This is a genomic window from Nocardioides sp. dk884 (genome assembly GCF_009557055.1).
In the GTDB taxonomy this organism is placed as follows: domain Bacteria; phylum Actinomycetota; class Actinomycetes; order Propionibacteriales; family Nocardioidaceae; genus Nocardioides.
This window is the reverse complement of record NZ_CP045649.1, coordinates 313901-334525: the sequence shown is the minus strand read 5'-3', so window position 1 is coordinate 334525 and position 20625 is coordinate 313901. Positions and strand designations below refer to the sequence as shown.

Here is a 20625-nt window from a genome sequence, read left to right as displayed (position 1 = left end):
GGGTCGAGGGGATGAGTGACCGACCAGCCCGCTCGTTCGGCTCCGTGGCCGACTCCTACGACCGTGGCCGCCCCTCCTACCCGGCGGCGGCGGTGTCCTGGCTGACCGGCGAGCGGCCGGCGACGGTGCTCGAGCTCGGCGCCGGCACCGGGCAGCTGACCGCGCGGCTGGTCGAGCGCGGCCACGACGTGCTCGCCACCGACCCCGACGAGGAGATGCTCGCCCGGCTGGCCGAGCGGCTCCCCGGCGTACGCACCGCGGTCGCGGCGGCCGAGGACCTGCCGGTGGCGGACCGCTCCGTCGACGTCGTGGTGTGCGCACAGGCGTTCCACTGGTTCGACACCGACAAGGCGCTGCCCGAGATCGCGCGGGTGCTGCGCCCCGGCGGCCGGCTGGCGCTGGTCTGGAACCAGACCGACCTCAGCATCCCCTGGGTGCGCCGCCTGGCCCGCCTGATCGGCGACCAGGAGCACCGCGAGGACCTGGCCGAGCCGGTCGTGATGTCGCCGCACTTCGGGTTCGTGGAGGAGGCGTCCTTCAAGCACTGGCAGCGCCTCGACCGGGTGAGCGTGCTCGACCTGGCTCGTTCGCGCTCGAGCATCTCGACGCTGCCGGAGGAGGAGCGCGAGGCCAAGCTCGCCGAGGTGCTCGCCTTCTACGACGACTTCGGCCGCGGGATGGACGGCATGCAGCTGCCGTACAGCGCCCGCTGCTACCGCGCCACCGTCACCGAGGGCCCCGGCCGCACGCCGGCGGTCGGCTTCGGCTCCGACCCCGCCCCGCCGCCCGACGACCCCCACACCCACCGCTCCCCCCGCAAGCAGGCCCCCTCCGGTCCCCTCGACGGCACCGACACCGACCTGCTGCTCATCGACTTCCGCTGACCCCTCCCCCGGTGTTCGCGCCGACTCGCGGGGCGGGGAAGCGCATGGGGACGGCGGGGAGTGGTCAGGATGGGGCCATGAGGGGCCCGACGAGTCGTCCGTGGCGCCGCCGGCACCTGGGCACGGAGGCCGACCGCGCGACGTTCCGCACGCTGCACCAGGCCTCGCTCGCCAGCCCCGCGTTGCGGGCCGGGCTCACCGTCGACAGCGCCCAGCGCTCGATCCGGCACCTGCGCTCCCTGCTCGGCACCCCCGCCCTCGCGATCACCGACCCGGTCTCCGTGCTCGCCTGGGACGGCGCCGGGCAGCACCACGCCGACCGGGTGCCCCGCCTGGTGGCCGCCACCACCGAGGCCGGCGGCACCCGCAGCTTCGAGCGCGGCGACCTGCCCTGCACCGAGCCCGGCTGCCCCGTGCGCACCGCGATCGCCAGCCCGCTGGTCGTCGACGAGCGGATCGTCGGCGCCCTGCTGGCGTTCGCGCCGTACCCCACCGCCGGCCTGGCCCGCGCCACCGACGAGGTGGCCGCCTGGGTCTCCGGACAGCTCGAGCTGGCCGAGCTCGACGCCTCCCGCACCCGCCTGATGGAGGCCGAGGTGCGCGCGCTGCGGGCCCAGATCAGCCCGCACTTCATCTACAACTCCCTCGGCGCGATCGCCAGCTTCGTGCGCACCGACCCCGACCGGGCCCGCGAGCTGCTGCTGGAGTTCGCCGACTTCACCCGCTACTCCTTCCGCCGTCACGGCGAGTACACGACGCTCGCCGAGGAGCTGCGCAGCATCGAGCGCTACCTGCTCCTCGAGCAGGCGCGCTTCGGCGACCGGCTCCAGGTCACCTTGAGCATCGCCCCCGAGGTGCTGCCCGTCGCGGTGCCGTTCCTGTGCATCCAGCCGCTGGTGGAGAACGCCGTACGCCACGGGCTCGAGGGCTCCGATGCCGGCGGCCGGATCCAGATCACCGCCAGCGACCGCGGCCAGGAGTGCGTGATCGAGGTCGAGGACGACGGCATCGGCGAGGACCCCGACCGGGTACGCCGCGCGCTCGCCGGCGACGTCGGCCTCGACGCGGTCGGGCTCGGCAACGTCGACGCCCGGCTGCGCAACGCCTACGGCGACGAGCACGGCCTGGTGGTCGAGACCGCACCGGGCGCCGGCACCCGGGTCACCGTGCGGGTGCCGAAGTTCGCGCCGGGGGTGCAGGTGTGAGCGGGCTGCGCGTCCTGGTCGTCGACGACGAGCGGCCCGCCCTCGACGAGCTGGCCTGGCTGCTGGACCGCGACCCGCGGGTCTCCCGCGTGCTCACCTGCGACTCCGCGACCGCGACCCTGCGCACGCTGCGCGAGACCGAGGTCGACGCGGTGTTCCTCGACATCCAGATGCCCGGCCTCACCGGCCTCGAGCTGGCCCAGGTGCTGGCCCGGTTCCGGACCCCGCCGCCGATCGTCTTCGTCACCGCTCACGAGGCCCACGCGGTGGAGGCCTTCGAGCTGCACGCGGTCGACTACGTCCTCAAGCCGGTGCGCGCCGAACGCCTCGCCGAGGCGGTGCGCCGGGTCGCGGGCGTCGCCGACGGCGGCGCGGAGCGCGGCACCGGCGGGGACCTGCAGGTGCCCGTGGAGCTCGGCGGCGTCACCCGGTTCGTACGCCGCGCCGACATCAGCCACGTCGAGGCCCAGGGCGACTACGCGCGCCTGCACACCGCCACGGGCTCGCACCTGGTGCGGACCCCGCTCTCGCAGCTGGAGGAGGAGTGGGGGCCGGCCGGGTTCGTGCGCATCCACCGCTCGCTGCTGGTCTCGCTGGCCCACGTCACCGAGGTGCGCACCGACGCCGGGCGCTGCACGGTGGTCGTCGGCGGGCCCGGCGGTCCCGCGCTCGGGGTCAGCCGGCGCCACACCCGCGAGCTGCGCGACCTGCTGCTGCGCCGCGCCTCGGAGCCGCGCCCGTGAGCGAGACCCCGCGGCCGCCGCGGGTGCGCGTGAGCGGCCCGCCCCGGCGGCGTACCGCCTCTCCGTCACGGGCCGGCGCGATCGACGCCGGCACCGGGCTGGGCGGGATCTACCTCGGCTCGCTGCTGCGCGAGCAGCTGTGGCTGGCGCTGCGGGTGCTCACCGTGCTGGTGCTCACCGTCGGGCTGCTGCCGCTGGCCTTCCACCTGGTGCCCTCCCTCGCGCAGGTCGAGGTCGCCGGGATGCCGCTGGCCTGGCTGCTGCTCGGGGTGCTGGTCTACCCCTTCCTGGTGGCGCTCGGGTGGTCCTACGTCCGCCGCGCCGAGCGCAACGAGCGCGCCTTCGCCGAGCTGATGAGCGAGGCCGAGGAATGAGCGGGTGAGCACCCTGGACGCGGTGCCCGGCATCGTCGCGATCGCCGTCGTGACGGTGGCGACGCTGGCGATCGGCACCTGGGGCCTGCGCATCTCGCGCACCACCAGCGACTTCATGGTCGCCTCGCGCTCGGTCAACCCCCGCCTCAACGCCTCCGCGATCAGCGGGGAGTACCTCTCCGCCGCGTCCTTCCTGGGAGTCGCCGGCCTGGTGCTCGCCTTCGGCGCGGACATGCTCTGGTATCCCATCGGCTGGACCGCCGGCTATCTCGTGCTGCTGGTGCTGGTCGCGGCGCCGCTGCGCCGCAGCGGGGCCTACACGCTGCCCGACTTCGCCGAGGCCCGGCTGGCCTCGCGCCCGGTGCGGGCCGCGTGCTCGGTGCTGGTGGTGGCGATCGGCTGGCTCTACCTGCTGCCGCAGTTCCAGGGCGCCGGCATCACGCTGCGCTCCGCGGTGGGCGCCCCGAGCTGGGTCGGCCCGGTGCTGGTCGGGGTGATCGTGCTGGCCAACGTCACCTCCGGCGGCATGCGCAGCATCACCTTCGTGCAGGCCTTCCAGTACTGGCTCAAGCTCACCGCGCTGCTGGTGCCGCTCGCGGTGCTGGTGGTGGTGTGGCTCGGCGACGGCTCCCCCGGCGCCCGCGGCGCCGGCGCGGGCGACCCGGCCTGGTCGGTGCCGCTCGCGGGTGACGGCGGCGGGCCGGGGCTGTACACGACGTACTCGCTGATCCTGGCGACGTTCCTGGGCACCATGGGCCTGCCGCACGTCGTCGTCCGCTTCTACACCAACCCCGACGGGCGGGCGGCGCGTCGTACGACGCTCGTCGTGCTGGCGCTGCTGGGCGCGTTCTACCTGCTGCCCCCGGCGTACGGCGCGCTCGGGCGGGTCTATGCACCCGAGCACGCCGGCTCGGGCTCCGACGTGATCGTGCTGGAGCTGCCGCGGCTGATGGTCTCGGGGCTGGGCGGGGAGGTGCTCACCGGGCTGGTGACCGCGGGCGCCTTCGCGGCGTTCCTGTCCACTGCCTCGGGCCTGGCGATCGCGGTGGCCGGCGTGCTGAGCCAGGACGTCACCAGCCGCGGGCCGCGGGGTCGTCGTATCGGCGGGGTGACCGCGTTCCGTCTGGCCGCGGTGCTGGCGGTGTCGGTGCCGGTGCTGACCGCGCTGGCCGCGCCGCACGTCGGGGTCGCGCGGGTGGTCGGGCTGGCCTTCGCGGTCGCGGCCTCGACGTTCGGCCCGCTGCTCCTGCTCGGGATCTGGTGGTGGCGGCTCACCGACGTGGGCGCGATCGCCGGGTTGGTGCTCGGTGGCCTGGGCTCGGCGGTCGCGGTCGCCCACACGCTCGCCGGGGAGCCGGTCGACGGCTGGGGCGGGGTGCTGCTCGCCCAGCCGGCCGCGTGGACGGTGCCGCTGGCCGCCTCGGCGATGGTGATCGGCAGCCTGCTCACCCCGAGCCGGGTCCCGGGTCACACCCGGCGGCTGATGGTGCGCCTGCACACGCCCGAGGCGCTCGGGCTCGACCGGGCCTGACCCCGCCTAGGATCGAGCGCGATGACCGAGATCCCGGCGTACCCCGCCCCGCTGGTCGCGGCGCTGCGTGAGCGGCTGCCCGACGTCGCGGTGCTCGCCGTGCGCACGATCATCGCGGAGGTCCCGAGCTATGCCAACGCGCTCAGCGGGCCGATGGGCGCCAAGATCCGACGCTCGGTGCAGCTGGCGCTCGCCGGGTTCGTGGACCTGCTCGATGAGGAGGTCGAGAACGCCGCGGAGCCGACCGCGCTGGCGAAGGACTACTCCTACCAGCTCGGTCGCGGCGAGGCGCGCAGCGGGCGCACCGTCGACGCGCTGCTCGCGGCGTTCCGCATCGGGGCCCGGATCTGCTGGGAGCACATCTCCGCGACCGCGGTGCGCCTCGACGCCCCCGCCGACCTGGTGGCGGGACTGGCCGGGGTGGTGTTCGCCTACATCGACGAGCTCTCCGCGGCGAGCGTGGCCGGGCACACCGACGAGCTCACCAGCTCGCGGCTGCTGCGCCAGCGGCTGCGCGACCGGATGATCCACCTGCTGCTGAGCGACAGCTCGGTGGAGGCGGTCCGCGAGGCCGCCGCCACCGCCCTGTGGGAGCCCGCGACGACGCTGACCGCGGTGCTGGTGCCGGAGGCGGAGGTACGCCGCGCGCTCACCGCGCTGCCGCCGGGCACGCTGGAGTACTCCGAGGACGTGCCGGGACTGCCCGGGCGCACGCTCGTGCTGGTCCCCGACGTCCACGGCCACGCGCGCGGCACGCTCGGCCCCGCCCTGCGCGCGACCGGGTCGGTGGCCGGGCCGGCACAGCCCTGGACAGCGGTGCGGGTCTCGCTGGACCGGGCCCGCCGCGCCCTCGACAGCGGGCTGCTCCCCGACGGCGGCGACACCGAGGACCACCTGCCCGAGCTGGTGCTGACCGCCGACCCCGACGCCCTGGCCGAGCTGCGCGCCCGCGCGCTGGCCCCGCTCGCCGACCTGCGCCCGGCCACCGCCGCCCGGCTCACCGAGACGCTGCGCTCGTGGCTGCTGCACCAGGGCCGCCGCGACGCCGTCGCCGAGGAGCTGTTCGTGCACCCGCAGACGGTCCGCTACCGCGTCGGGCAGCTGCGCGAGCTCTTCGGCGACCGCCTCACCGACCCGCGCGCCGTGCTCGAGCTCGTGGTCGCCCTCGGCGTACCGCCGGAGGCGGAGCGGGGCTCCCGGTCCGGCTAGTCCGACCGCTCGTCGTACCGATCCGACCGCTGGGCGACGGCGGACGCCGCTGAGCGCCCGGGCGGTGCCGGGTCGTGCCGGACCGGGGGTGGGCACTTCTACTGTGACGGCGATCACACGTCCTCACGGAAGGGGCTCCCGTGTCCACCGACCAGCCCGCGCGTCACGATCCCATCTACGACGACCTCCACGAACGCCCCGAGTTCACCGAGCTGCGCAGCCGATACCGCGGCTTCGTCTTCCCGGCGACCGTCGCGTTCCTCGCCTGGTACCTGCTCTACGTCGTGCTCTCCAACTGGGCCGGCGACTTCATGGCCCACAAGCTCATCGGCAACATCAACGTCGCGCTCGTCTTCGGCCTCCTCCAGTTCGTGACGACCTTCCTGCTCGCCTGGCTCTACAGCCGCTTCTCCTCCAGTCGCCTCGACCCGCTGGCCCGCCAGCTCGACGAGGAGTACGTCGCAGCCCTCGAGGGCCGCACCACCATCGGACGGGAGGGCTGAGATGGACAGTCAGGTCATCACCACGCTGCTGTTCCTCGCCGTCGTCGCGCTGACCGTCGCGATCACGTTCTGGGCCAGCCGGCAGTCCTCCGGCACCGCCGACTTCTACGCCGGCGGTCGCAGCTTCTCCGGCTTCCAGAACGGCCTGGCGATCGGCGGCGACTACATGTCCGCGGCGTCGTTCCTCGGCATCTCCGGCGCCATCGCGCTCTACGGCTACGACGGCTTCCTCTACTCCATCGGCTTCCTGGTCGCCTGGCTGGTCGCGCTGCTGCTGGTCGCGGAGATGCTGCGCAACTCCGGGCGCTACACGATGGCCGACCAGCTGGCCTTCCGGATGCGCCAGAAGCCGGTCCGCATGGCCGCGGCCACCTCGACGGTCGTGGTCTCGATCTTCTACCTGCTGGCCCAGATGGTCGGCGCGGGAGCGCTCGTCGCGCTGCTGCTCGGCGTCGACAGCCAGGTCACCAAGAACCTCACGATCGCGGTCGTCGGCGCGCTGATGGTCTTCTACGTCACCGTCGGCGGGATGAAGGGCACCACCTGGGTGCAGATCGTCAAGGCCGTGCTGTTGATGACCGGCTCCGCGCTGATCGTGATCCTGGTGCTGGCGAAGTTCGACTTCAACCTCTCCGACCTGCTCGGCAGCGCCGCCAGCGAGTCCGGCGCCGGAGCGGCGTTCCTGGAGCCCGGCCTGCGCTACGGCGCCGACCTGACCAGCAAGCTCGACTTCCTCAGCCTCGGCATCGCCCTGGTCCTCGGTACGGCGGGCCTGCCGCACATCCTGATCCGCTTCTACACCGTCCCGACCTCCCGCGACGCCCGCAAGTCGGTGCTCTGGGCGATCGGCCTGATCGGCGTGTTCTACCTGTTCACGCTGGTGCTCGGCTTCGGCGCCGCGGCGCTGCTCGACACCAGCAAGCTCGACGCGGCCGGCAACCTGGCCTCGCCGAAGCTGGCCGAGGCGGTCGGCGGCGGCGCCGGCTCGACCGGAGGCGCCGTGCTGCTGGCACTGATCGCGGCGGTGGCGTTCGCGACGATCCTGGCGGTGGTCGCCGGCCTGGTGCTGACGTCGTCGGCCTCGGTGGCCCACGACATCTACAACAACGTGATCCGCAACGGCACCGCCACCGAGAACGAGGAGATCCGGGTGACCCGGATCGCGGCCGGCGTCATCGGCCTGGTGGCGATCCTCCTGGCGATCCCCGCGCAGAACCTCAACATCGCGTTCCTGGTCGCGCTCGCCTTCGCGGTCGCCGCCTCGGCCAACCTGCCGGCGATCGTCTACAACATGTTCTGGCGCCGCTTCAACACCCGTGGGGCGATCTGGAGCATCTACGGCGGCCTGATCTCCGCGGTCGGGCTCGTCTTCTTCTCGCCGGTCACCTCCGGCAAGGTCGGCCCCACCGGGGAGAACCTCTCGCTGCTGCCCGCCAGCATCGACATCTCCTGGTTCCCGCTGGAGAACCCCGGCCTGGTCTCCATCCCGCTCGGCTTCTTCCTCGGCTGGCTCGGGACGGTGACCTCGCGCGAGCCCACCGCCGAGGACCGCTACATCGAGCTCGAGGTCCGCGCCCTCACCGGAGCGGGCGCCGAGCAGGCGATCAAGCACTGAGGGAACGGCGCCCGAAACGGGCACTGACCGAGCACCGAGCACGGTGGCCCCCGCCGCTACTGTGGCGGGGGCCACTCCCCTTTCTGTTCATCCGACCTGGGATCCACCCCTGCCAGAGGAGCTGACGTGAGCGACGAGACCCTGTCCAACCTGCTGAAGGAAGACCGCCGGTTCGAGCCCCCGGCCGACCTCGCGGCCGCGGCCAACCTCACCGAGGAGGCCTACGCCCGCGCCGACGCCGACCCCGAGGCGTTCTGGGCGGAGCAGGCCGAGCGGCTGACCTGGGACACCAGGTGGGAGCAGGTCCTGGACTGGTCGAACCCGCCGTTCGCGAAGTGGTACGTCGGGGGCAAGCTCAACGCGGCGTACAACTGCGTGGACCGCCACGTCGAGGCCGGGCGCGGCGACAAGGTCGCGATCCACTGGGTCGGCGAGCCGGCCGACGACCGCCGCGACATCACCTACGCCCAGCTCAAGGACGAGGTGTCCCAGGCGGCGAACGCGCTGACCGAGCTCGGGGTGGCCACCGGCGACCGGGTCGCGATCTACATGCCGATGATCCCCGAGGCGATCGTGGCGATGCTGGCCTGCGCCCGCATCGGGGCCCCGCACACCGTGGTCTTCGGCGGGTTCTCCTCCGACGCCCTGGCCTCCCGTCTGGAGGACTGCCAGGCCAAGGTCGTCGTCACCGCCGACGGCGGCTACCGCCGCGGCTCGGCCTCCGCCCTGAAGCCGGCCGTCGACGAGGCGCGGGCCAAGTCGGCCGAGCGCGGCCACACGGTCGAGAAGGTGCTCGTGGTCCGCCGTACCGGCCAGGACCTCGGCGCCGACGGGTGGGACGACGCCGTCGACGTGTGGTGGCACGACGTCGTCGACGCCGCCTCCCCCGAGCACACCCCGGAGGCCTTCGACGCCGAGCACCCGCTCTACGTCATGTACACCTCCGGCACCACCGGCAAGCCCAAGGGCATCCTGCACACCACCGGCGGCTACCTCGTCGGCACGTCGTACACCCACTGGGCGGTCTTCGACCTGAAGCCCGAGACCGACGTCTACTGGTGCACCGCCGACATCGGCTGGGTCACCGGGCACTCCTACATCGTCTACGGCCCGCTCGCCAACGGCGCCACCCAGGTGCTCTACGAGGGCACCCCGGACAGCCCGGAGAAGGGCCGGTGGTGGCAGATCATCGAGGAGCTCGGCGTCACGATCTTCTACACCGCGCCCACCGCGATCCGCTCGTTCATGAAGCAGGGCCGCGAGATCCCGGACCGCGCGGACCTCTCCAGCCTGCGGCTCCTCGGCTCGGTCGGCGAGCCGATCAACCCGGAGGCCTACATCTGGTACCGCCACGTGATCGGCGGCGACCGCACCCCGGTCGTGGACACCTGGTGGCAGACCGAGACCGGCATGATCATGATCAGCCCGCTGCCGGGCGTCACCGCCGGCAAGCCGGGCTCGGCGATGACCGCGATCCCCGGCGTGGCCGCGGAGGTCGTCGACGAGGAGGGCACCCCGGTGTCGAACGGCTCCGGCGGCTACCTCGTGCTCACCCGTCCGTGGCCCTCGATGCTGCGCACGATCTGGGGTGACGACCAGCGCTTCGTCGACACCTACTGGTCGCGCTTCCGTCGCCAGGGCTACTACTTCGCCGGCGACGGGGCCAAGAAGGACACCGACGGCGACCTGTGGGTGCTCGGCCGCGTCGACGACGTCATGAACGTCTCCGGCCACCGTCTCTCCACCACCGAGATCGAGTCGGCGCTCGTGTCGCACCCCAAGGTCGCCGAGGCCGCGGTGGTGGGCGCCAAGGACGAGGACACCGGCCAGGCGGTCTGCGCGTTCGTGATCCTGCGCGATGAGTTCGTGGTGGCGGCCGACGAGGTCGGCGAGGGCAGCGAGATCGTCACCGAGCTGCGCCAGCACGTGCGCAAGGAGATCGGCCCGATCGCGACCCCGCGCCAGATCATGATCGTGCCCGAGCTGCCGAAGACCCGCTCGGGCAAGATCATGCGGCGCCTGCTGCGCGATGTCGCCGAGCACCGCGAGATCGGCGACGTCACCACGCTGGCCGACAGCTCGGTGATGAAGCTGATCTCCTCGGGGCTGTCCGGCTCGGGCTCCTCGGAGTGAGGTCCCCAGGTCCAGGTCCTCGACGTTCAACAGTCGAGCAGGCGCGGTTCCACGGCGCTGGGGCGCGTTCTCCGTACAGCTTGGCGTGCGCGTCGGCCAGGTCCCGAGCGGCCACCAGACCGACAAGGCGCTCTACGCCGAGGAGAAGGCCGAGCGCGTCGAGCGTGAACCGGTAGGCCTTCACCGTCCGGAGGGGCGAGTCGCGCGCCGACAGGTACGCGTCGACCGCGACCCTCCAGGCCGGTGTGGCGGCCGCATCGTGCGGGAGAAGGTCGCTGGTCGTCATCGTGGGGGACCTTTCGTGCGGGGAATCGCGGAGAATGGACTGTTCTCCGATGCCAGGCGCACGACTCCGCCGCCGTCCTCCCGCAATCCGTACGCCGCTGCGACCCTCGGGAGACGTCGTGCGCTGAGCAGGAGACGCAAGCACTCCGGCCGTGAGGACATGCGGCATGACCGTCCCCATCAACCACCCCGACTGTCGGTGGGATCAGGACAATGGACCCGTGAGCACTCTCGACCCGACCTCTTCGCCGGCATCGGCGGACTCTGCGGTCGGGTTCGCCCAGATGGTCAACGCACTCCGCAGCGAGAAGGCGGTCAGCCCGGCACTGCGCGTGGACTTCGGCCTGCCATCCGTGGAGCCGATGCTGTGGGTTCCCGACGCCATCGCGGGCGCTGTCGCGGGTGCGCGGAAGGGCTCGCAGGCCGGCCACCGCCAGGTCCTCGGCGCCATGGTCCAGGAAATCGAAATCGCGCTCTGAAATGCGCGAAGGTCGGGTCCCGTCGTCCGGCGGGGGTCCCGACCTCACTTCTCACTTCCCCAGCGGGGAGGAGCAATACACACAGCGTACGCCGTCGTACGACGGCCACACAAGGCCGCACAAGGCGCCGGTGCGCTCACACAGCCGCTCCCAGGCCGGCCTGACCGTCAAGGTTGCCCCAGTCGGCGCAGCACGGCGATGAGCTAGCCGCGCTGGTCCTCGGGCCGCTGGAAGAGGTCAGGGATGCCGTCGTGGTCCTCGTCCACCTGCTCGAGACGCTCGAGCTCTCGGTAGTGACGGTTGCGGGGGACGAGGACCAGCGCGGACAGCCCGGCGGCGAGCACCGACGCCGCCAGGATCGCGATCTTGGCGTGGTCGTAGTGCGGCGAGCCCGTCTCGAAGCTGAGCTCGGAGATCAGCAGCGACACGGTGAACCCGATGCCGGCCAGCATCGACATGCCGATGAGGTCGCGCCAGGCGATGTCGCTGTCGAGGTTGGCGCGCCGGGTGCGCGTGACCAGCCAGGTGGCGGCCAGGATGCCGATCGGCTTGCCGACCACCAGCCCGACCACGATCCCCCAGGCGACCGGGTCGGTGAGCAGCGCGCCGAACCCGCCGTCGCCGCCGCCGATCGCGACACCGGCGGAGAAGAACGCGAAGACCGGTACGCAGAACCCGGCCGACAGCGGGCGGACCCGGTGCTCGAGCACCTCGGCCAGGCCGGGCCCCTTCCCCTCCTTGCGCAGCACCGGGACCAGGAAGCCCAGCACCACGCCGGCGATCGTCGCGTGCACCCCGGACTCGAGGAAGAAGGCCCACACCAGCGCACCCAGGGGCGCCAGCAGCACCCAGCCGGCCCAGGCGTGCACCCCGAAGAAGGCGGTACGGCGCTGCACCAGCAGGCCGAACGCCGCCAGCGGGATCAGCGCCCACAGCAGCTGCTCGATGTGCAGCTCCTCGGTGTAGAAGAGGGCGATGATCGAGATCGCGACCAGGTCGTCGACCACCGCGAGGGTGAGCAGGAACAGCCGCAGCGCCGAGGGCAGCCGCGAGCCGACGACCGCCAGCACCGCCACCGCGAACGCGATGTCGGTCGCGGTGGGGATCGCCCAGCCGCGCAGCGTCTCCCCACCGGAGGACAGGTTGACCAGGGTGTAGAGCAGCGCCGGCACCGCGACGCCGCCGAACGCCGCCGCGACCGGCACGATCGCGCGGTCCAGGCGCCGCAGGTCACCCGCCACGAACTCCTTCTTCAGCTCCAGGCCGACCAGGAAGAAGAAGACCGCCAACAGCCCGTCCGCCGCCCAGTGCCCCAGGCTCAGGTCGAGGTCGAAGCCGAGGACCTGGCCGCCGACGTGCAGGTCGCGCAGCGAGGCGTAGGAGTCCCCCGGCAGGTTCGCCCAGACCACCGCGATGAGCGCGCCGGCGATGAGCAGCATCCCGCCCACCGTCTCCAGGCGCAGGATCTCGGTGATGCGCTGGTACTCGGGCCAGCTGGGGCGGGTGAGCACACGCCGCCCGCCACCGGGCCCGGCGGGGCCTGGGGCAGAGGTGGTCGAGCGGGAGTCGGGCATATGAGGAGCCTCTTCGACGTGGGGGCGTGGCAAAGACGTGCCGACCAGACTTCCCGGCGCTCCGGAGTCGATCCTACCGGCGGTTGGGCGGGGCGGCGTTCGGTAGGGTCAGGGACATCGTCCGACGCCACGCCGGGTCGAGGACTCACCGCCACGCACACCGCCAGAGGAGCCACATGGCCACCGAACCGGTCAAGGACACCGATCCGACGATCGGCAAGCTCGTCGCTGACGCCAGTCGGGACATCTCGACGCTGGTCTCCAAGGAGATCCAGCTCGCCAAGTCCGAGCTCAAGGTCAGCGTCCGCGCGGGCGGGCTCGGTATCGCCCTGTTCGCCGCGGCCGGCTTCATCGCCGTCCTTGCGATCATCATGCTCTCGATCGCGATCGCCTACCTGATCCACTGGAACGGCTCCGGGCTGTCCCTGCACTGGGCGTTCCTGATCGTCTTCGGCTTCTACCTCCTGCTCGCCGGCCTGCTCGCCTTCATCGGCATCAAGAAGGTCAAGCAGGTCGGACCGCCGGCGAAGGCCATCGAGCAGGGCCGCGAGATCCCGCGCGCACTCAAGGGCCAGAGCTGACGCTCCCCCGCAGTCCAGCACCAACGACACGAGCCCGGCCCGGAGCAGTCTCCGGGGCCGGGCTCGTGTCGTTGGTGGATCAGCTGGCGCAGTCGCCCGTGGAGACCTCGGCGCTGCGGGCGATGCCCTCGGTCGCGACCACCTGCGCCTGCTCGGCGGTGAGGGCATAACCGGTGTCGCTGTCGGTGACCGACGCCGCGAAGACCACGCCCACGACGTCGCCGTCGCGCGCGATCACCGGGCCACCGGAGTTGCCCGGGCGCACCAGCGCGCGCAGCGAGAAGACCTCGCGCAAGACCGAGCCGTCGCCGTAGATGTCGGGCGAGCGCAGCCGCTGCTCGTCGCGGATCCGGCCGGCGCGGGCGTCGAAGGGCCCGTCGAGGGGGTAGCCGAGGATCGCCACGGCGTCCGTGGGACCTGCCGAGTCGTCGAAGTCGAGGGCCGGACGGCCGCGGTCGTCGAGGGCGAGGACCGCGAGGTCCAGGTCCGGGTCGTAGAGCACGACCTCGGCCGGGATGCTCTCCTCGCCGACCACGACCTCCGGGTCGCTGACCCCCGCGACGACATGGGCGTTGGTCATCAGCCGGTCATCGGCGTAGAGGAAGCCGGTGCCCTCCACGCCGCGGCCGCAGCGGTTGGCGCCGCGGATCTTCAGCACGCTCTGCTGGGCCTGCTGCACCCGCGGGGTGCTCAGCAGCTTGTCGTTGCCCGGGGCCACCTCGACGATCCGCTCGGGGGCGAACGGCTCGAGGTACCGGGGGAAGAACCCGGTGCCGACCACGTCGTTGAAGGCGTTGAGCACCGAGTCCGCGGAGGTCGGGAGCACTTCGTCGACCTTGGCCAGCACCGTGGACTCACGCACCATCGAGGTGACCGGCCCGATCTTGGTGCCGGAGACCGCCACGCCGAGGGCCCAGGCCACCAGCAGTACGGCGCCGACGCTGAGCGCCGCGCCCCCGAGCGCGTCGAGCGCGCGCACCGGCTGCCAGGTGATGCGCGAACGGATCCGCGCCCCGACGTACTGCAGGAGCGCCTGGCCGAGCGAGGCGGACAGGATGACGATGAGCAGCGCGCCGATCGAGACCAGCAGCGACGGGGCGGCGTCGCCGAGCGCGTGCGGTGCCAGCCAGATGCCGAGCAGGCCGCCGCACAGCAGCCCGGCCGTGGCGAAGGCGCCCGTCACGAAGCCCTGCCAATAGCCGGACAGCGCGTAGAGGGCGAGCAGGACCACCAGGATCCAGTCGAGCGGGTTCACCGGGCGCGTCGCTCCTCGTCGGAGATGTCGAGCAGGCCGGCGCGCGCGTTGCGCTGGGTGGCGGAGTCGCCGGCGAACATGTACTCCGGCAGGTCCTGCACCCGGGAGGCATCCCACGGCTCGGTCCAGCCGAGGTAGTCCAGGAGCCGGGAGATGATCCCGCCGGTGAAGCCCCACAAGATGACGTCCTTGTCGGGCCCGATCAGGAAGCCGGGGCTGGTGTAGCCCGACGGGTGGCGCACCGTCACGCGGTGGGTGGGGTCGACGAGCTCGGCGATCGGTGCGTGGTGGATCGCGTGCACCTCCGCGGCGCTGACGACCTCGACGCGGTGCTGCTCGCGCCACCAGCCCAGGACCGGGGTCACCGCGAAGTTGCTCGGCGGCAGGAACAGCTCGGGGAGCAGACCGAAGACCTCGACGGAGGCCGGGTCGACCCCGACCTCCTCCTCGGCCTCGCGCAGCGCCGCCTCGATCACCGACTCGCCGGGGTCCAGGGAGCCGCCGGGGAAGGAGACCTGCCCGGGGTGCGAGCGCATGTCGTGGGCGCGCTCGGTGAGCAGCAGCTCGGCGCCCTGATCACCCTCGCCCCACAGCATCAGCACCGCGCCCCGGCGTACGTCGGCGGCGTCGGGCGGCAGGAACCTGGTCAGGTCGCGGCCCTCGATCGTGCGGGCCGCCTCGTGCACGGGCAGCAGCCACGCCGGCAGCCCGGCGGGAGAGCTCACAGGTCCACGCCGAGGTGCTCGGAGACCATCGCGACGAGGTCGTCGGTGGTGTGCACGCCGCCGCCCGCCATGCTGACCTCTCCGTCCTCGGCGAGGAACACGAAGGTCGGCAGCGAGATCGAGCGCAGGTCGGTCCCCTGCAGCTCCCCGCCCGGGTCGGCGAGCAGCGGGTAGGTCACGCCGGTGCGCTCGACGAGCTCCATCGCGGCCTCCGGCATCACGTCGAGGAAGTCGATGCCGATCAGCGGCACCTGCTTGCCGTAGGTCTCGTGGAACTCCTGCAGCACCGGCATCTCCTTGCGGCACGGCGGGCAGGTGGACGACCAGAAGTTGATCACCAGCGGCCCCTCGAGGGTGGAGAGATCGACCCGCTCCCCGCCGCCGAGGCAGGGCAGGCTGACCGCGGGCAGCGCCCCCTCGGTCGCGGTGCCCGGGCGGCACGGCTCCACCCCGGCGTCGGCCTTCATGCGGCGCAGCTGGGGGGTGTCCACAGCGACGTTGGACTCCGACGGCTCGGCCCGCTCGCCGGACGGGGGGTTCGCGTCGGGCGCGCAGCCGGCGAGGGCGGCGGACGCGAGGAGCACGCCCGCGACGAGGCCGGCGCGCAGGCGCCGGCTCACGCCGGACCCTGGGTGCGCACGAGCGCCTCGGCGACGACCGGGTCGGTCGGCCCCTCGCCGTACGACGGGCACCAGCGCGCGACCGGGCAGGCGCCGCAGGCCGGCCGCTTGGCGTGACAGCGGCGCCGGCCGTGCCAGATCACGTGGTGCGACAGCATCGTCCAGTCGCGCTTGGGGTAGAGCGCACCGATCGCGTGCTCCACCTTGACCGGGTCGGTCTCCTCGGTGAGGCCGAAGCGGCGCACCAGGCGACCGAAGTGGGTGTCGACGGTGATGCCGGGGATGCCGAAGGCGTTGCCGAGCACGACGTTGGCGGTCTTGCGGCCCACGCCGGGCAGCTTGACCAGGTCGTCGAGGCGGGGCGGGACCTCACCGTCGTGGTCGGCGACGAGCGCCGCGGAGAGCTTGAGCAGCGCCTCGGTCTTGGCCCGGAAGAACCCCAGCGGGCCCACGATCCGCTCGAGGTCCTCGCGCTCGGCCTGCGCCATCGAGGCGGGGTCGGGGTAGGCGCCGAACAGGATCGGACGCACGGCGTTGACGCGCCGGTCGGTGGTCTGCGCCGAGAGCACGGTGACCACGAGGAGCTCGAAGGCGTTGTCGAAGTCGAGCTCGCAGTGCGCCTCCGGATAGGTCTCGGCCAGCACGCGCCCGATCTTGCGGGCGCGTCGGACGAGCGAGGTGTCGGGGCGCGACAGTGGGACGGCAGCGGGCACGGCCCTAGGGTACGGCGGGGCGCCGACGCCGCGCGCCAAGAGCCGCGCACCCCTACTCTGGGACGGGCCACGACCGGCGCGTTTCTGTGCCGATGAGGCTGTGAGAAACGGCACGCGTAAGATTCGACCGATGCCCGCACGCCAAGGCGGGCGCACCGAAGGAGGATCCGTGGACAACGACGTACTTCGTCAAGCCCCGCTTTTCAGCGCGCTGGACGACGAGGCCGCCACGGCGCTGCGCAGCTCGATGACCGAGTCCCGCCTCCGCCGTGGTGATGTGCTCTTCCACGAGGGGGACTCCGGAGACAAGCTCTATGTCGTCCTCGACGGCAAGGTGAAGCTCGGGCGCACCTCCTCCGACGGTCGCGAGAACCTCCTCGCGATCCTCGGCCCCGGTCAGATGTTCGGCGAGCTCTCGCTCTTCGACCCGGGCCCGCGCTCGGCGACCGTGACCGCGGTGACCGACGCGTCGTTCGCCTCGCTCTCCCACGAGGACCTGCTGCGCTGGCTCGAGGGCCGCCCGGTCGTCGCCCGCGGCCTGCTCACCCAGCTCGCCAGCCGGCTGCGCAAGGCCAACGACGTCGTCGCCGACCTGGTCTTCTCCGACGTCCCCGGCCGCGTCGCCAAGGCGCTGCTCGACCTCGCCGACCGCTTCGGCCGCACCGCCGACGACGGCGTCCACGTCCACCACGACCTCACCCAGGAGGAGCTCGCCCAGCTGGTCGGCGCCTCCCGCGAGACCGTCAACAAGGCGCTCGCCGACTTCGCCTCGCGCGGCTGGGTGCGCCTGGAGCCCCGCTCCGTGGTCATCCTCGACCTCGACCGTCTGGGCCGCCGCGCCCGCTGACACCCCCGCGTCGAGCTGGGCCCGCCTCACGGTTGAGGCGGGCCCTTCTCACGTCTGGGCCCGCCGCCGCAGGTTGAATCGAGACTTTCTACCGTCGAGTCGAGAGTCCTGACCGCTCGAGTCGAGACCTGTCGTCACCAGCGACGGTTTGAGTACGCCGCCGCCAGCGCCTCGCGGAGCTCCGTGAGCCAGCGGTCCAGCGCGTCATCGGCGAAGGCCCCCTCCCGCACCACGATCACGCGCCAGCCCTGGCCGCGCAGCCAGGCCCGGCGGTCCGCGTCGTACTCCTCCCGGCCGCGGTGCGCCTCCTCGCCGTCGTACTCGACGCACACGCGTCGCCGGCGGTAGGCGAAGTCGAGCCGGTACGTCGGCACGCCGTCGACCTCGATCCAGACCTGCGGCTCGGGAGCCGGGAGGCCCGCGTCGAGGATCGCCAGCAGCACCCACGCCTCGCGCTGCGACTCCACGCGGGGATCGACATAGTTGACGAGCTCGCGCAGCTGTACGACGCCGCGGCGCCGGCGATAGCGGCCCAGCGCACGGAGGTAGTCGCCGCGGATGAGCCCGTGGAGCCGCGCCATCGCCGTGAGGACGGCGAACGCCTCGCGGCGCCGCAGGCAGCAGCCGAGATCGAGGGCCGTGCGCAGAGGCGTCGTCACCCGGACGCCGTGCAGGGTCGTCACGTCCTGGGGCGACAGGTCCCTCGTCCGCCCGTCGGCCCCCGACACCTTCGTCGGAGCGTGCCAGCGGAGTGCGCAGATCTCGACGTGCGGCACGCCGTCGTGCTCGGCGTACACGTGGGCGTCGACGCCGTGGAGCCAGGCCTCCGTACGATCCGCGACGACCTGGTGGGGCCTGACCACCTTGGCGACGGCACGCGCCCGGAGCTCGAGGCTGTCCTCCAGGTCGGCTGGCGCATAGACGCCGCGTACGACGGGGCGCACCTCACCGTTGCGCAACGCACGACGCAGCCGGGACGGCGGTATGTCACGGGTGCACAGGTCCGCGCTCGAGAACGGCGCGTCTGGCCAGCGAGGTTCCATGACCCGACGATCGCGCCGCCCGAGCTGCTTCGGTCGGGAGCCGGGGCCGCCCTGTGGAGACGACGCTCCGGCACCCGTCGGTGGACGACACCCGGCCCTCGACTCAACCGGTCAGAAGTCTCGATTCGACCGTCAGAGGTCTCGATTCAACGGGCGGCGAGGTAGGCCAGCTGGGCGCGGACGGAGAGCTCGGCGGCGTCCCAGAGGACCGGGTCGACGTCGGCGTAGACGAGCTCGACGACGCGGCGCGGGAGCTCCTCGCTCGCCAGGCCCTCGGGGTGCGGGTGGGCCCCGAGCTCGCGGACGGCGTCCTCGACCTGGGCGAGGCGCTCGCGGCGGTGGGTGAGGTAGAAGTCGAGCACGGCCCCGGCGTCCTCCAGCACCGGGCCGTGGGCCGGCCAGACGGTGTCGACCTCGCCCGCCTCGACCAGCGACCGCATGGTCTCGATGGAGGAGAAGTACGGGCCGAGCTGGCCGTCGGGGTGCGCGACCACCGTCGTGCCGCGCCCCAGCACCATGTCGCCGGTCAGCAGCGCACGCTGCTCGGGCAGCACGAAGGACACCGAGTCAGCGGTGTGCCCGGGCGTGTGGAGCACCCGCAGCCGCAGCCCGTCGACGTCGAGCTCCTCGCCGTCGCCGAGCGGCTCGCCGCGGAAGCAGTACGCCGGGTCGAAGGCGCGCACCGAGCTGCCGGTGCGCCGCGCGAGCTCCTCGGCCACCTCGGAGTGGTCGAAGTGGTGGTGGGTCAGCAGCACCAGCCCGATCTCGCCGACCTCGGCGAGCAGCCGGTCGAGGTGGCCGTCGGTGACCGGCCCGGGATCCACGACCACGGCACGGTCGGCGCCGGGCTCGCGCAGCACCCAGGTGTTGGTGCCGTCCAGCGTCATGATCCCCGGGTTCGGCGCCAGCAGGCACTCCGCCCGCGGCGGGTAGCTCCCGCCAGTCCAGGCGCTCACCGGCGTCGCTCCGCGACCAGCCCGCGCAGCCGATCGGGCATCGACAGGGTCCAGGTGTCGCCGAGCGGCTCCACCGACGGGGTGAACATCTCCACCGCACGGCTCGACGCCACCGCCAGCACCTCCTCGGGGCTGTCGTGGACGCCGACCTCCAGGCTGGTGAGGTACGTCGGGGGCATCAGCGCCAGCTCGCCGGCGTCGGCCTGCGCCGCGGCGACCCGGGCCGGCAGCCAGGTGACCGAGGACGACTCCGAGGAGACGTCGCGGGTCAGCTGCCCCTCCGGCAGGGCGGCGACGAAGAACCAGGTGCGGAACCGCTTCGGCTCGAAGACCGGCGTCAGCCAGGCGTCCCAGACCCCGAGCAGGTCGGTGCGAAGCACCAGCCCGCGCCGGTTGAGGAAGTCGGTCATCGCCAGCTCGCGGGTCTCCAGGGCGACCCGGTCGGCCTCCCAGTCCGCGCCGGTGGTGTCCGCGACCACCTCGTCCGGGGAGGCCCCGGCGAGCAGGACCCCGGACTCCTCGAAGGTCTCCCGCACCGCCGCGCACACCAGCGCCCGGGCGGTGTCGGCGTCGCAGCCCAGGCGCTCGGCCCAGTCCTGCGGCCCCGGGCCGGCCCAGGCCACGTCGGCGTCGAAGTCGCGCGGGTCCACCCCGCCGCCGGGGTAGACCGCCATCCCGCCGGCGAAGTCCATCGAGACCTGGCGGCGCATGTAGTAGACCTCCGGGCCCTGCCCGGACCCCGGAGCGCACGGGCGCAGCAGGATCACCGTCGCCGCGTCGCGCGGGGCGACCGGCTCGCGGTGGCCCTCGTCGTACTCACGGGCGGCCTCGACGACGTGCGCCGGCAACGGGACCGGCGGCAGCGGGATGCGCATCAGCTCGCCTCGGGGGCGACCTCGACCAGGATCTCGACCTCGACCGGCGCGTCCAGCGGCAGCGAGGGCACGCCCACCGCGGACCGGGCGTGCAGCCCGGCCTCGCCGAAGGCCTGACCGAGCAGCTCCGAGGCGCCGTTGGCGACCTGCGGCTGGCCGGTGAAGTCCGGCGTCGAGGACACGAACGCGACGACCTTGACGATCCGGACGACCTTGTCGAGGTCGCCGATCACGCTCTTCACCGCGGCGATCGCGTTGAGCGCGCACTGCTGGGCGCAGGCGTAGGCCTCCTCGGCCGACACCTCGCCGCCCACCTTGCCGGTCACGCTCAGCTCGCCGCCGCTCATCGGCAGCTGGCCGGAGGTGAAGACGTGGTTGCCCGAGCGCACGGCCGGGACGTACGACGCCACCGGCGCGGGGACGTCGGGCACGGTCAGGCCGAGCTCGGCCAGGCGGTCCTCCGCGGCGCTCACGC

General features: G+C 72.9%; 21 protein-coding genes. 12 read left to right on the top strand and 9 right to left on the bottom strand.

What is annotated here, in order from left to right; genetic code table 11:
• Nucleotides 1–11: 11 nt before the first annotated feature.
• From GFH29_RS01615 to GFH29_RS01570, 10 genes are all read left to right on the top strand, one after another.
• Nucleotides 12–884: a class I SAM-dependent methyltransferase gene (locus GFH29_RS01615; protein ID WP_153321745.1), complete on the top strand. Its 873-nt coding sequence runs from the start codon at nucleotides 12–14 to the stop codon at nucleotides 882–884.
• Nucleotides 885–961: 77 nt separating this feature from the next.
• Nucleotides 962–2089, top strand: coding sequence for a sensor histidine kinase (locus tag GFH29_RS01610; protein WP_228387696.1), 1128 nt, complete (start codon nucleotides 962–964; stop codon nucleotides 2087–2089).
• On the top strand, nucleotides 2086–2832 hold the full coding sequence (locus GFH29_RS01605) for a LytR/AlgR family response regulator transcription factor (RefSeq protein WP_153321743.1): 747 nt from the start codon (nucleotides 2086–2088) through the stop codon (nucleotides 2830–2832). Before GFH29_RS01610 ends, GFH29_RS01605 begins: the two co-directional genes overlap by 4 nt.
• Nucleotides 2829–3206, top strand: a complete 378-nt coding sequence (locus GFH29_RS01600) for a hypothetical protein (RefSeq protein ID WP_153321742.1) — start codon at nucleotides 2829–2831, stop codon at nucleotides 3204–3206. The genes GFH29_RS01605 and GFH29_RS01600 overlap by 4 nt, the downstream gene beginning before the upstream one ends.
• Before the next feature lie 4 nt (nucleotides 3207–3210).
• Entirely contained in the window at nucleotides 3211–4737 is a 1527-nt protein-coding gene (locus tag GFH29_RS01595; protein WP_153321741.1) for a cation acetate symporter, read from the top strand.
• Nucleotides 4738–4758: 21 nt separating this feature from the next.
• Nucleotides 4759–5946: a PucR family transcriptional regulator gene (locus tag GFH29_RS01590; RefSeq protein WP_153321740.1), complete on the top strand. Its 1188-nt coding sequence runs from the start codon at nucleotides 4759–4761 to the stop codon at nucleotides 5944–5946.
• 140 nt (nucleotides 5947–6086) lie between these two features.
• Nucleotides 6087–6449, top strand: coding sequence for a DUF485 domain-containing protein (locus tag GFH29_RS01585; RefSeq protein ID WP_153321739.1), 363 nt, complete (start codon nucleotides 6087–6089; stop codon nucleotides 6447–6449).
• A 1-nt stretch (nucleotide 6450) separates the two neighbouring features.
• Nucleotides 6451–8064 carry a cation acetate symporter gene (locus tag GFH29_RS01580; RefSeq protein WP_153321738.1) on the top strand — a complete coding sequence of 538 codons (1614 nt, stop codon included), beginning with the start codon at nucleotides 6451–6453 and terminating at the stop codon, nucleotides 8062–8064.
• A gap of 126 nt (nucleotides 8065–8190) precedes the next feature.
• The gene (gene acs / locus GFH29_RS01575; RefSeq protein WP_153321737.1) at nucleotides 8191–10197 is read left to right on the top strand and encodes an acetate--CoA ligase; all 2007 of its coding nucleotides are present in this window, start codon (nucleotides 8191–8193) and stop codon (nucleotides 10195–10197) included.
• A gap of 506 nt (nucleotides 10198–10703) precedes the next feature.
• The gene (locus tag GFH29_RS01570) at nucleotides 10704–10961 is read left to right on the top strand and encodes a hypothetical protein (RefSeq protein WP_153321736.1); all 258 of its coding nucleotides are present in this window, start codon (nucleotides 10704–10706) and stop codon (nucleotides 10959–10961) included.
• A 203-nt stretch (nucleotides 10962–11164) separates the two neighbouring features.
• On the opposite strand, the gene nhaA is transcribed toward GFH29_RS01570, so the two are convergent.
• Nucleotides 11165–12535, bottom strand: coding sequence for a Na+/H+ antiporter NhaA (gene nhaA / locus GFH29_RS01565; protein WP_153321735.1), 1371 nt, complete (start codon nucleotides 12533–12535; stop codon nucleotides 11165–11167).
• 176 nt (nucleotides 12536–12711) lie between these two features.
• Between nhaA and GFH29_RS01560 the strand changes: the two genes are divergently transcribed.
• Entirely contained in the window at nucleotides 12712–13116 is a 405-nt protein-coding gene (locus tag GFH29_RS01560) for a phage holin family protein (RefSeq protein WP_153321734.1), read from the top strand.
• 79 nt (nucleotides 13117–13195) lie between these two features.
• Here the strand turns inward: GFH29_RS01560 and GFH29_RS01555 are convergent, their stop codons facing one another.
• From GFH29_RS01555 to nth, 4 genes are read right to left on the bottom strand one after another with little or no spacing between them, the layout of a single operon-like run.
• Nucleotides 13196–14371, bottom strand: coding sequence for a MarP family serine protease (locus tag GFH29_RS01555; protein ID WP_153321733.1), 1176 nt, complete (start codon nucleotides 14369–14371; stop codon nucleotides 13196–13198).
• Nucleotides 14368–15096: an NUDIX hydrolase gene (locus tag GFH29_RS01550; protein ID WP_153321732.1), complete on the bottom strand. Its 729-nt coding sequence runs from the start codon at nucleotides 15094–15096 to the stop codon at nucleotides 14368–14370. Before GFH29_RS01550 ends, GFH29_RS01555 begins: the two co-directional genes overlap by 4 nt.
• Nucleotides 15093–15716, bottom strand: coding sequence for a TlpA family protein disulfide reductase (locus GFH29_RS01545; protein WP_153321731.1), 624 nt, complete (start codon nucleotides 15714–15716; stop codon nucleotides 15093–15095). The genes GFH29_RS01550 and GFH29_RS01545 overlap by 4 nt, the downstream gene beginning before the upstream one ends.
• A complete protein-coding gene (gene nth / locus GFH29_RS01540; RefSeq protein WP_228387695.1) occupies nucleotides 15713–16429 on the bottom strand; it encodes an endonuclease III in 717 nt (238 codons plus the stop codon). The genes GFH29_RS01545 and nth overlap by 4 nt, the downstream gene beginning before the upstream one ends.
• A gap of 130 nt (nucleotides 16430–16559) precedes the next feature.
• Here nth and GFH29_RS01535 point away from each other — a divergent pair, with 130 nt between their 5' ends.
• Nucleotides 16560–17276, top strand: a complete 717-nt coding sequence (locus GFH29_RS01535; RefSeq protein WP_153337075.1) for a Crp/Fnr family transcriptional regulator — start codon at nucleotides 16560–16562, stop codon at nucleotides 17274–17276.
• 134 nt (nucleotides 17277–17410) lie between these two features.
• On the opposite strand, the gene GFH29_RS01530 is transcribed toward GFH29_RS01535, so the two are convergent.
• The 4 genes from GFH29_RS01530 to GFH29_RS01515 all read right to left on the bottom strand — a co-directional run bounded on the left by GFH29_RS01530 (nucleotide 17411) and on the right by GFH29_RS01515 (nucleotide 20623).
• The gene (locus GFH29_RS01530) at nucleotides 17411–18319 is read right to left on the bottom strand and encodes a DUF559 domain-containing protein (RefSeq protein ID WP_153321729.1); all 909 of its coding nucleotides are present in this window, start codon (nucleotides 18317–18319) and stop codon (nucleotides 17411–17413) included.
• A 146-nt stretch (nucleotides 18320–18465) separates the two neighbouring features.
• Nucleotides 18466–19275: an MBL fold metallo-hydrolase gene (locus GFH29_RS01525; RefSeq protein ID WP_228387694.1), complete on the bottom strand. Its 810-nt coding sequence runs from the start codon at nucleotides 19273–19275 to the stop codon at nucleotides 18466–18468.
• Entirely contained in the window at nucleotides 19272–20150 is an 879-nt protein-coding gene (locus GFH29_RS01520) for an NUDIX hydrolase (RefSeq protein WP_153321728.1), read from the bottom strand. The genes GFH29_RS01525 and GFH29_RS01520 overlap by 4 nt, the downstream gene beginning before the upstream one ends.
• Nucleotides 20150–20623 (bottom strand): RidA family protein, encoded by a 474-nt coding sequence (locus GFH29_RS01515; protein WP_153321727.1) that lies wholly within the window; start codon nucleotides 20621–20623, stop codon nucleotides 20150–20152. Before GFH29_RS01515 ends, GFH29_RS01520 begins: the two co-directional genes overlap by 1 nt.
• Nucleotides 20624–20625: the final 2 nt, after the last annotated feature.

Excerpts from the sequence above, each read along its gene's own strand:
- GFH29_RS01615 (WP_153321745.1), top strand. The coding sequence starts at position 12 with ATGAGTGACCGACCAGCCCGCTCGTTCGGCTCCGTGGCCGACTCCTAC.
- GFH29_RS01610 (WP_228387696.1), top strand. The coding sequence starts at position 962 with ATGAGGGGCCCGACGAGTCGTCCGTGGCGCCGCCGGCACCTGGGCACG.
- GFH29_RS01590 (WP_153321740.1), top strand. The coding sequence starts at position 4,759 with ATGACCGAGATCCCGGCGTACCCCGCCCCGCTGGTCGCGGCGCTGCGT.
- GFH29_RS01580 (WP_153321738.1), top strand. The coding sequence starts at position 6,451 with ATGGACAGTCAGGTCATCACCACGCTGCTGTTCCTCGCCGTCGTCGCG.
- nhaA (WP_153321735.1), bottom strand. The coding sequence starts at position 12,535 with ATGCCCGACTCCCGCTCGACCACCTCTGCCCCAGGCCCCGCCGGGCCC.
- GFH29_RS01560 (WP_153321734.1), top strand. The coding sequence starts at position 12,712 with ATGGCCACCGAACCGGTCAAGGACACCGATCCGACGATCGGCAAGCTC.
- GFH29_RS01535 (WP_153337075.1), top strand. The coding sequence starts at position 16,560 with ATGCCCGCACGCCAAGGCGGGCGCACCGAAGGAGGATCCGTGGACAAC.
- GFH29_RS01530 (WP_153321729.1), bottom strand. The coding sequence starts at position 18,319 with ATGGAACCTCGCTGGCCAGACGCGCCGTTCTCGAGCGCGGACCTGTGC.
- GFH29_RS01520 (WP_153321728.1), bottom strand. The coding sequence starts at position 20,150 with ATGCGCATCCCGCTGCCGCCGGTCCCGTTGCCGGCGCACGTCGTCGAG.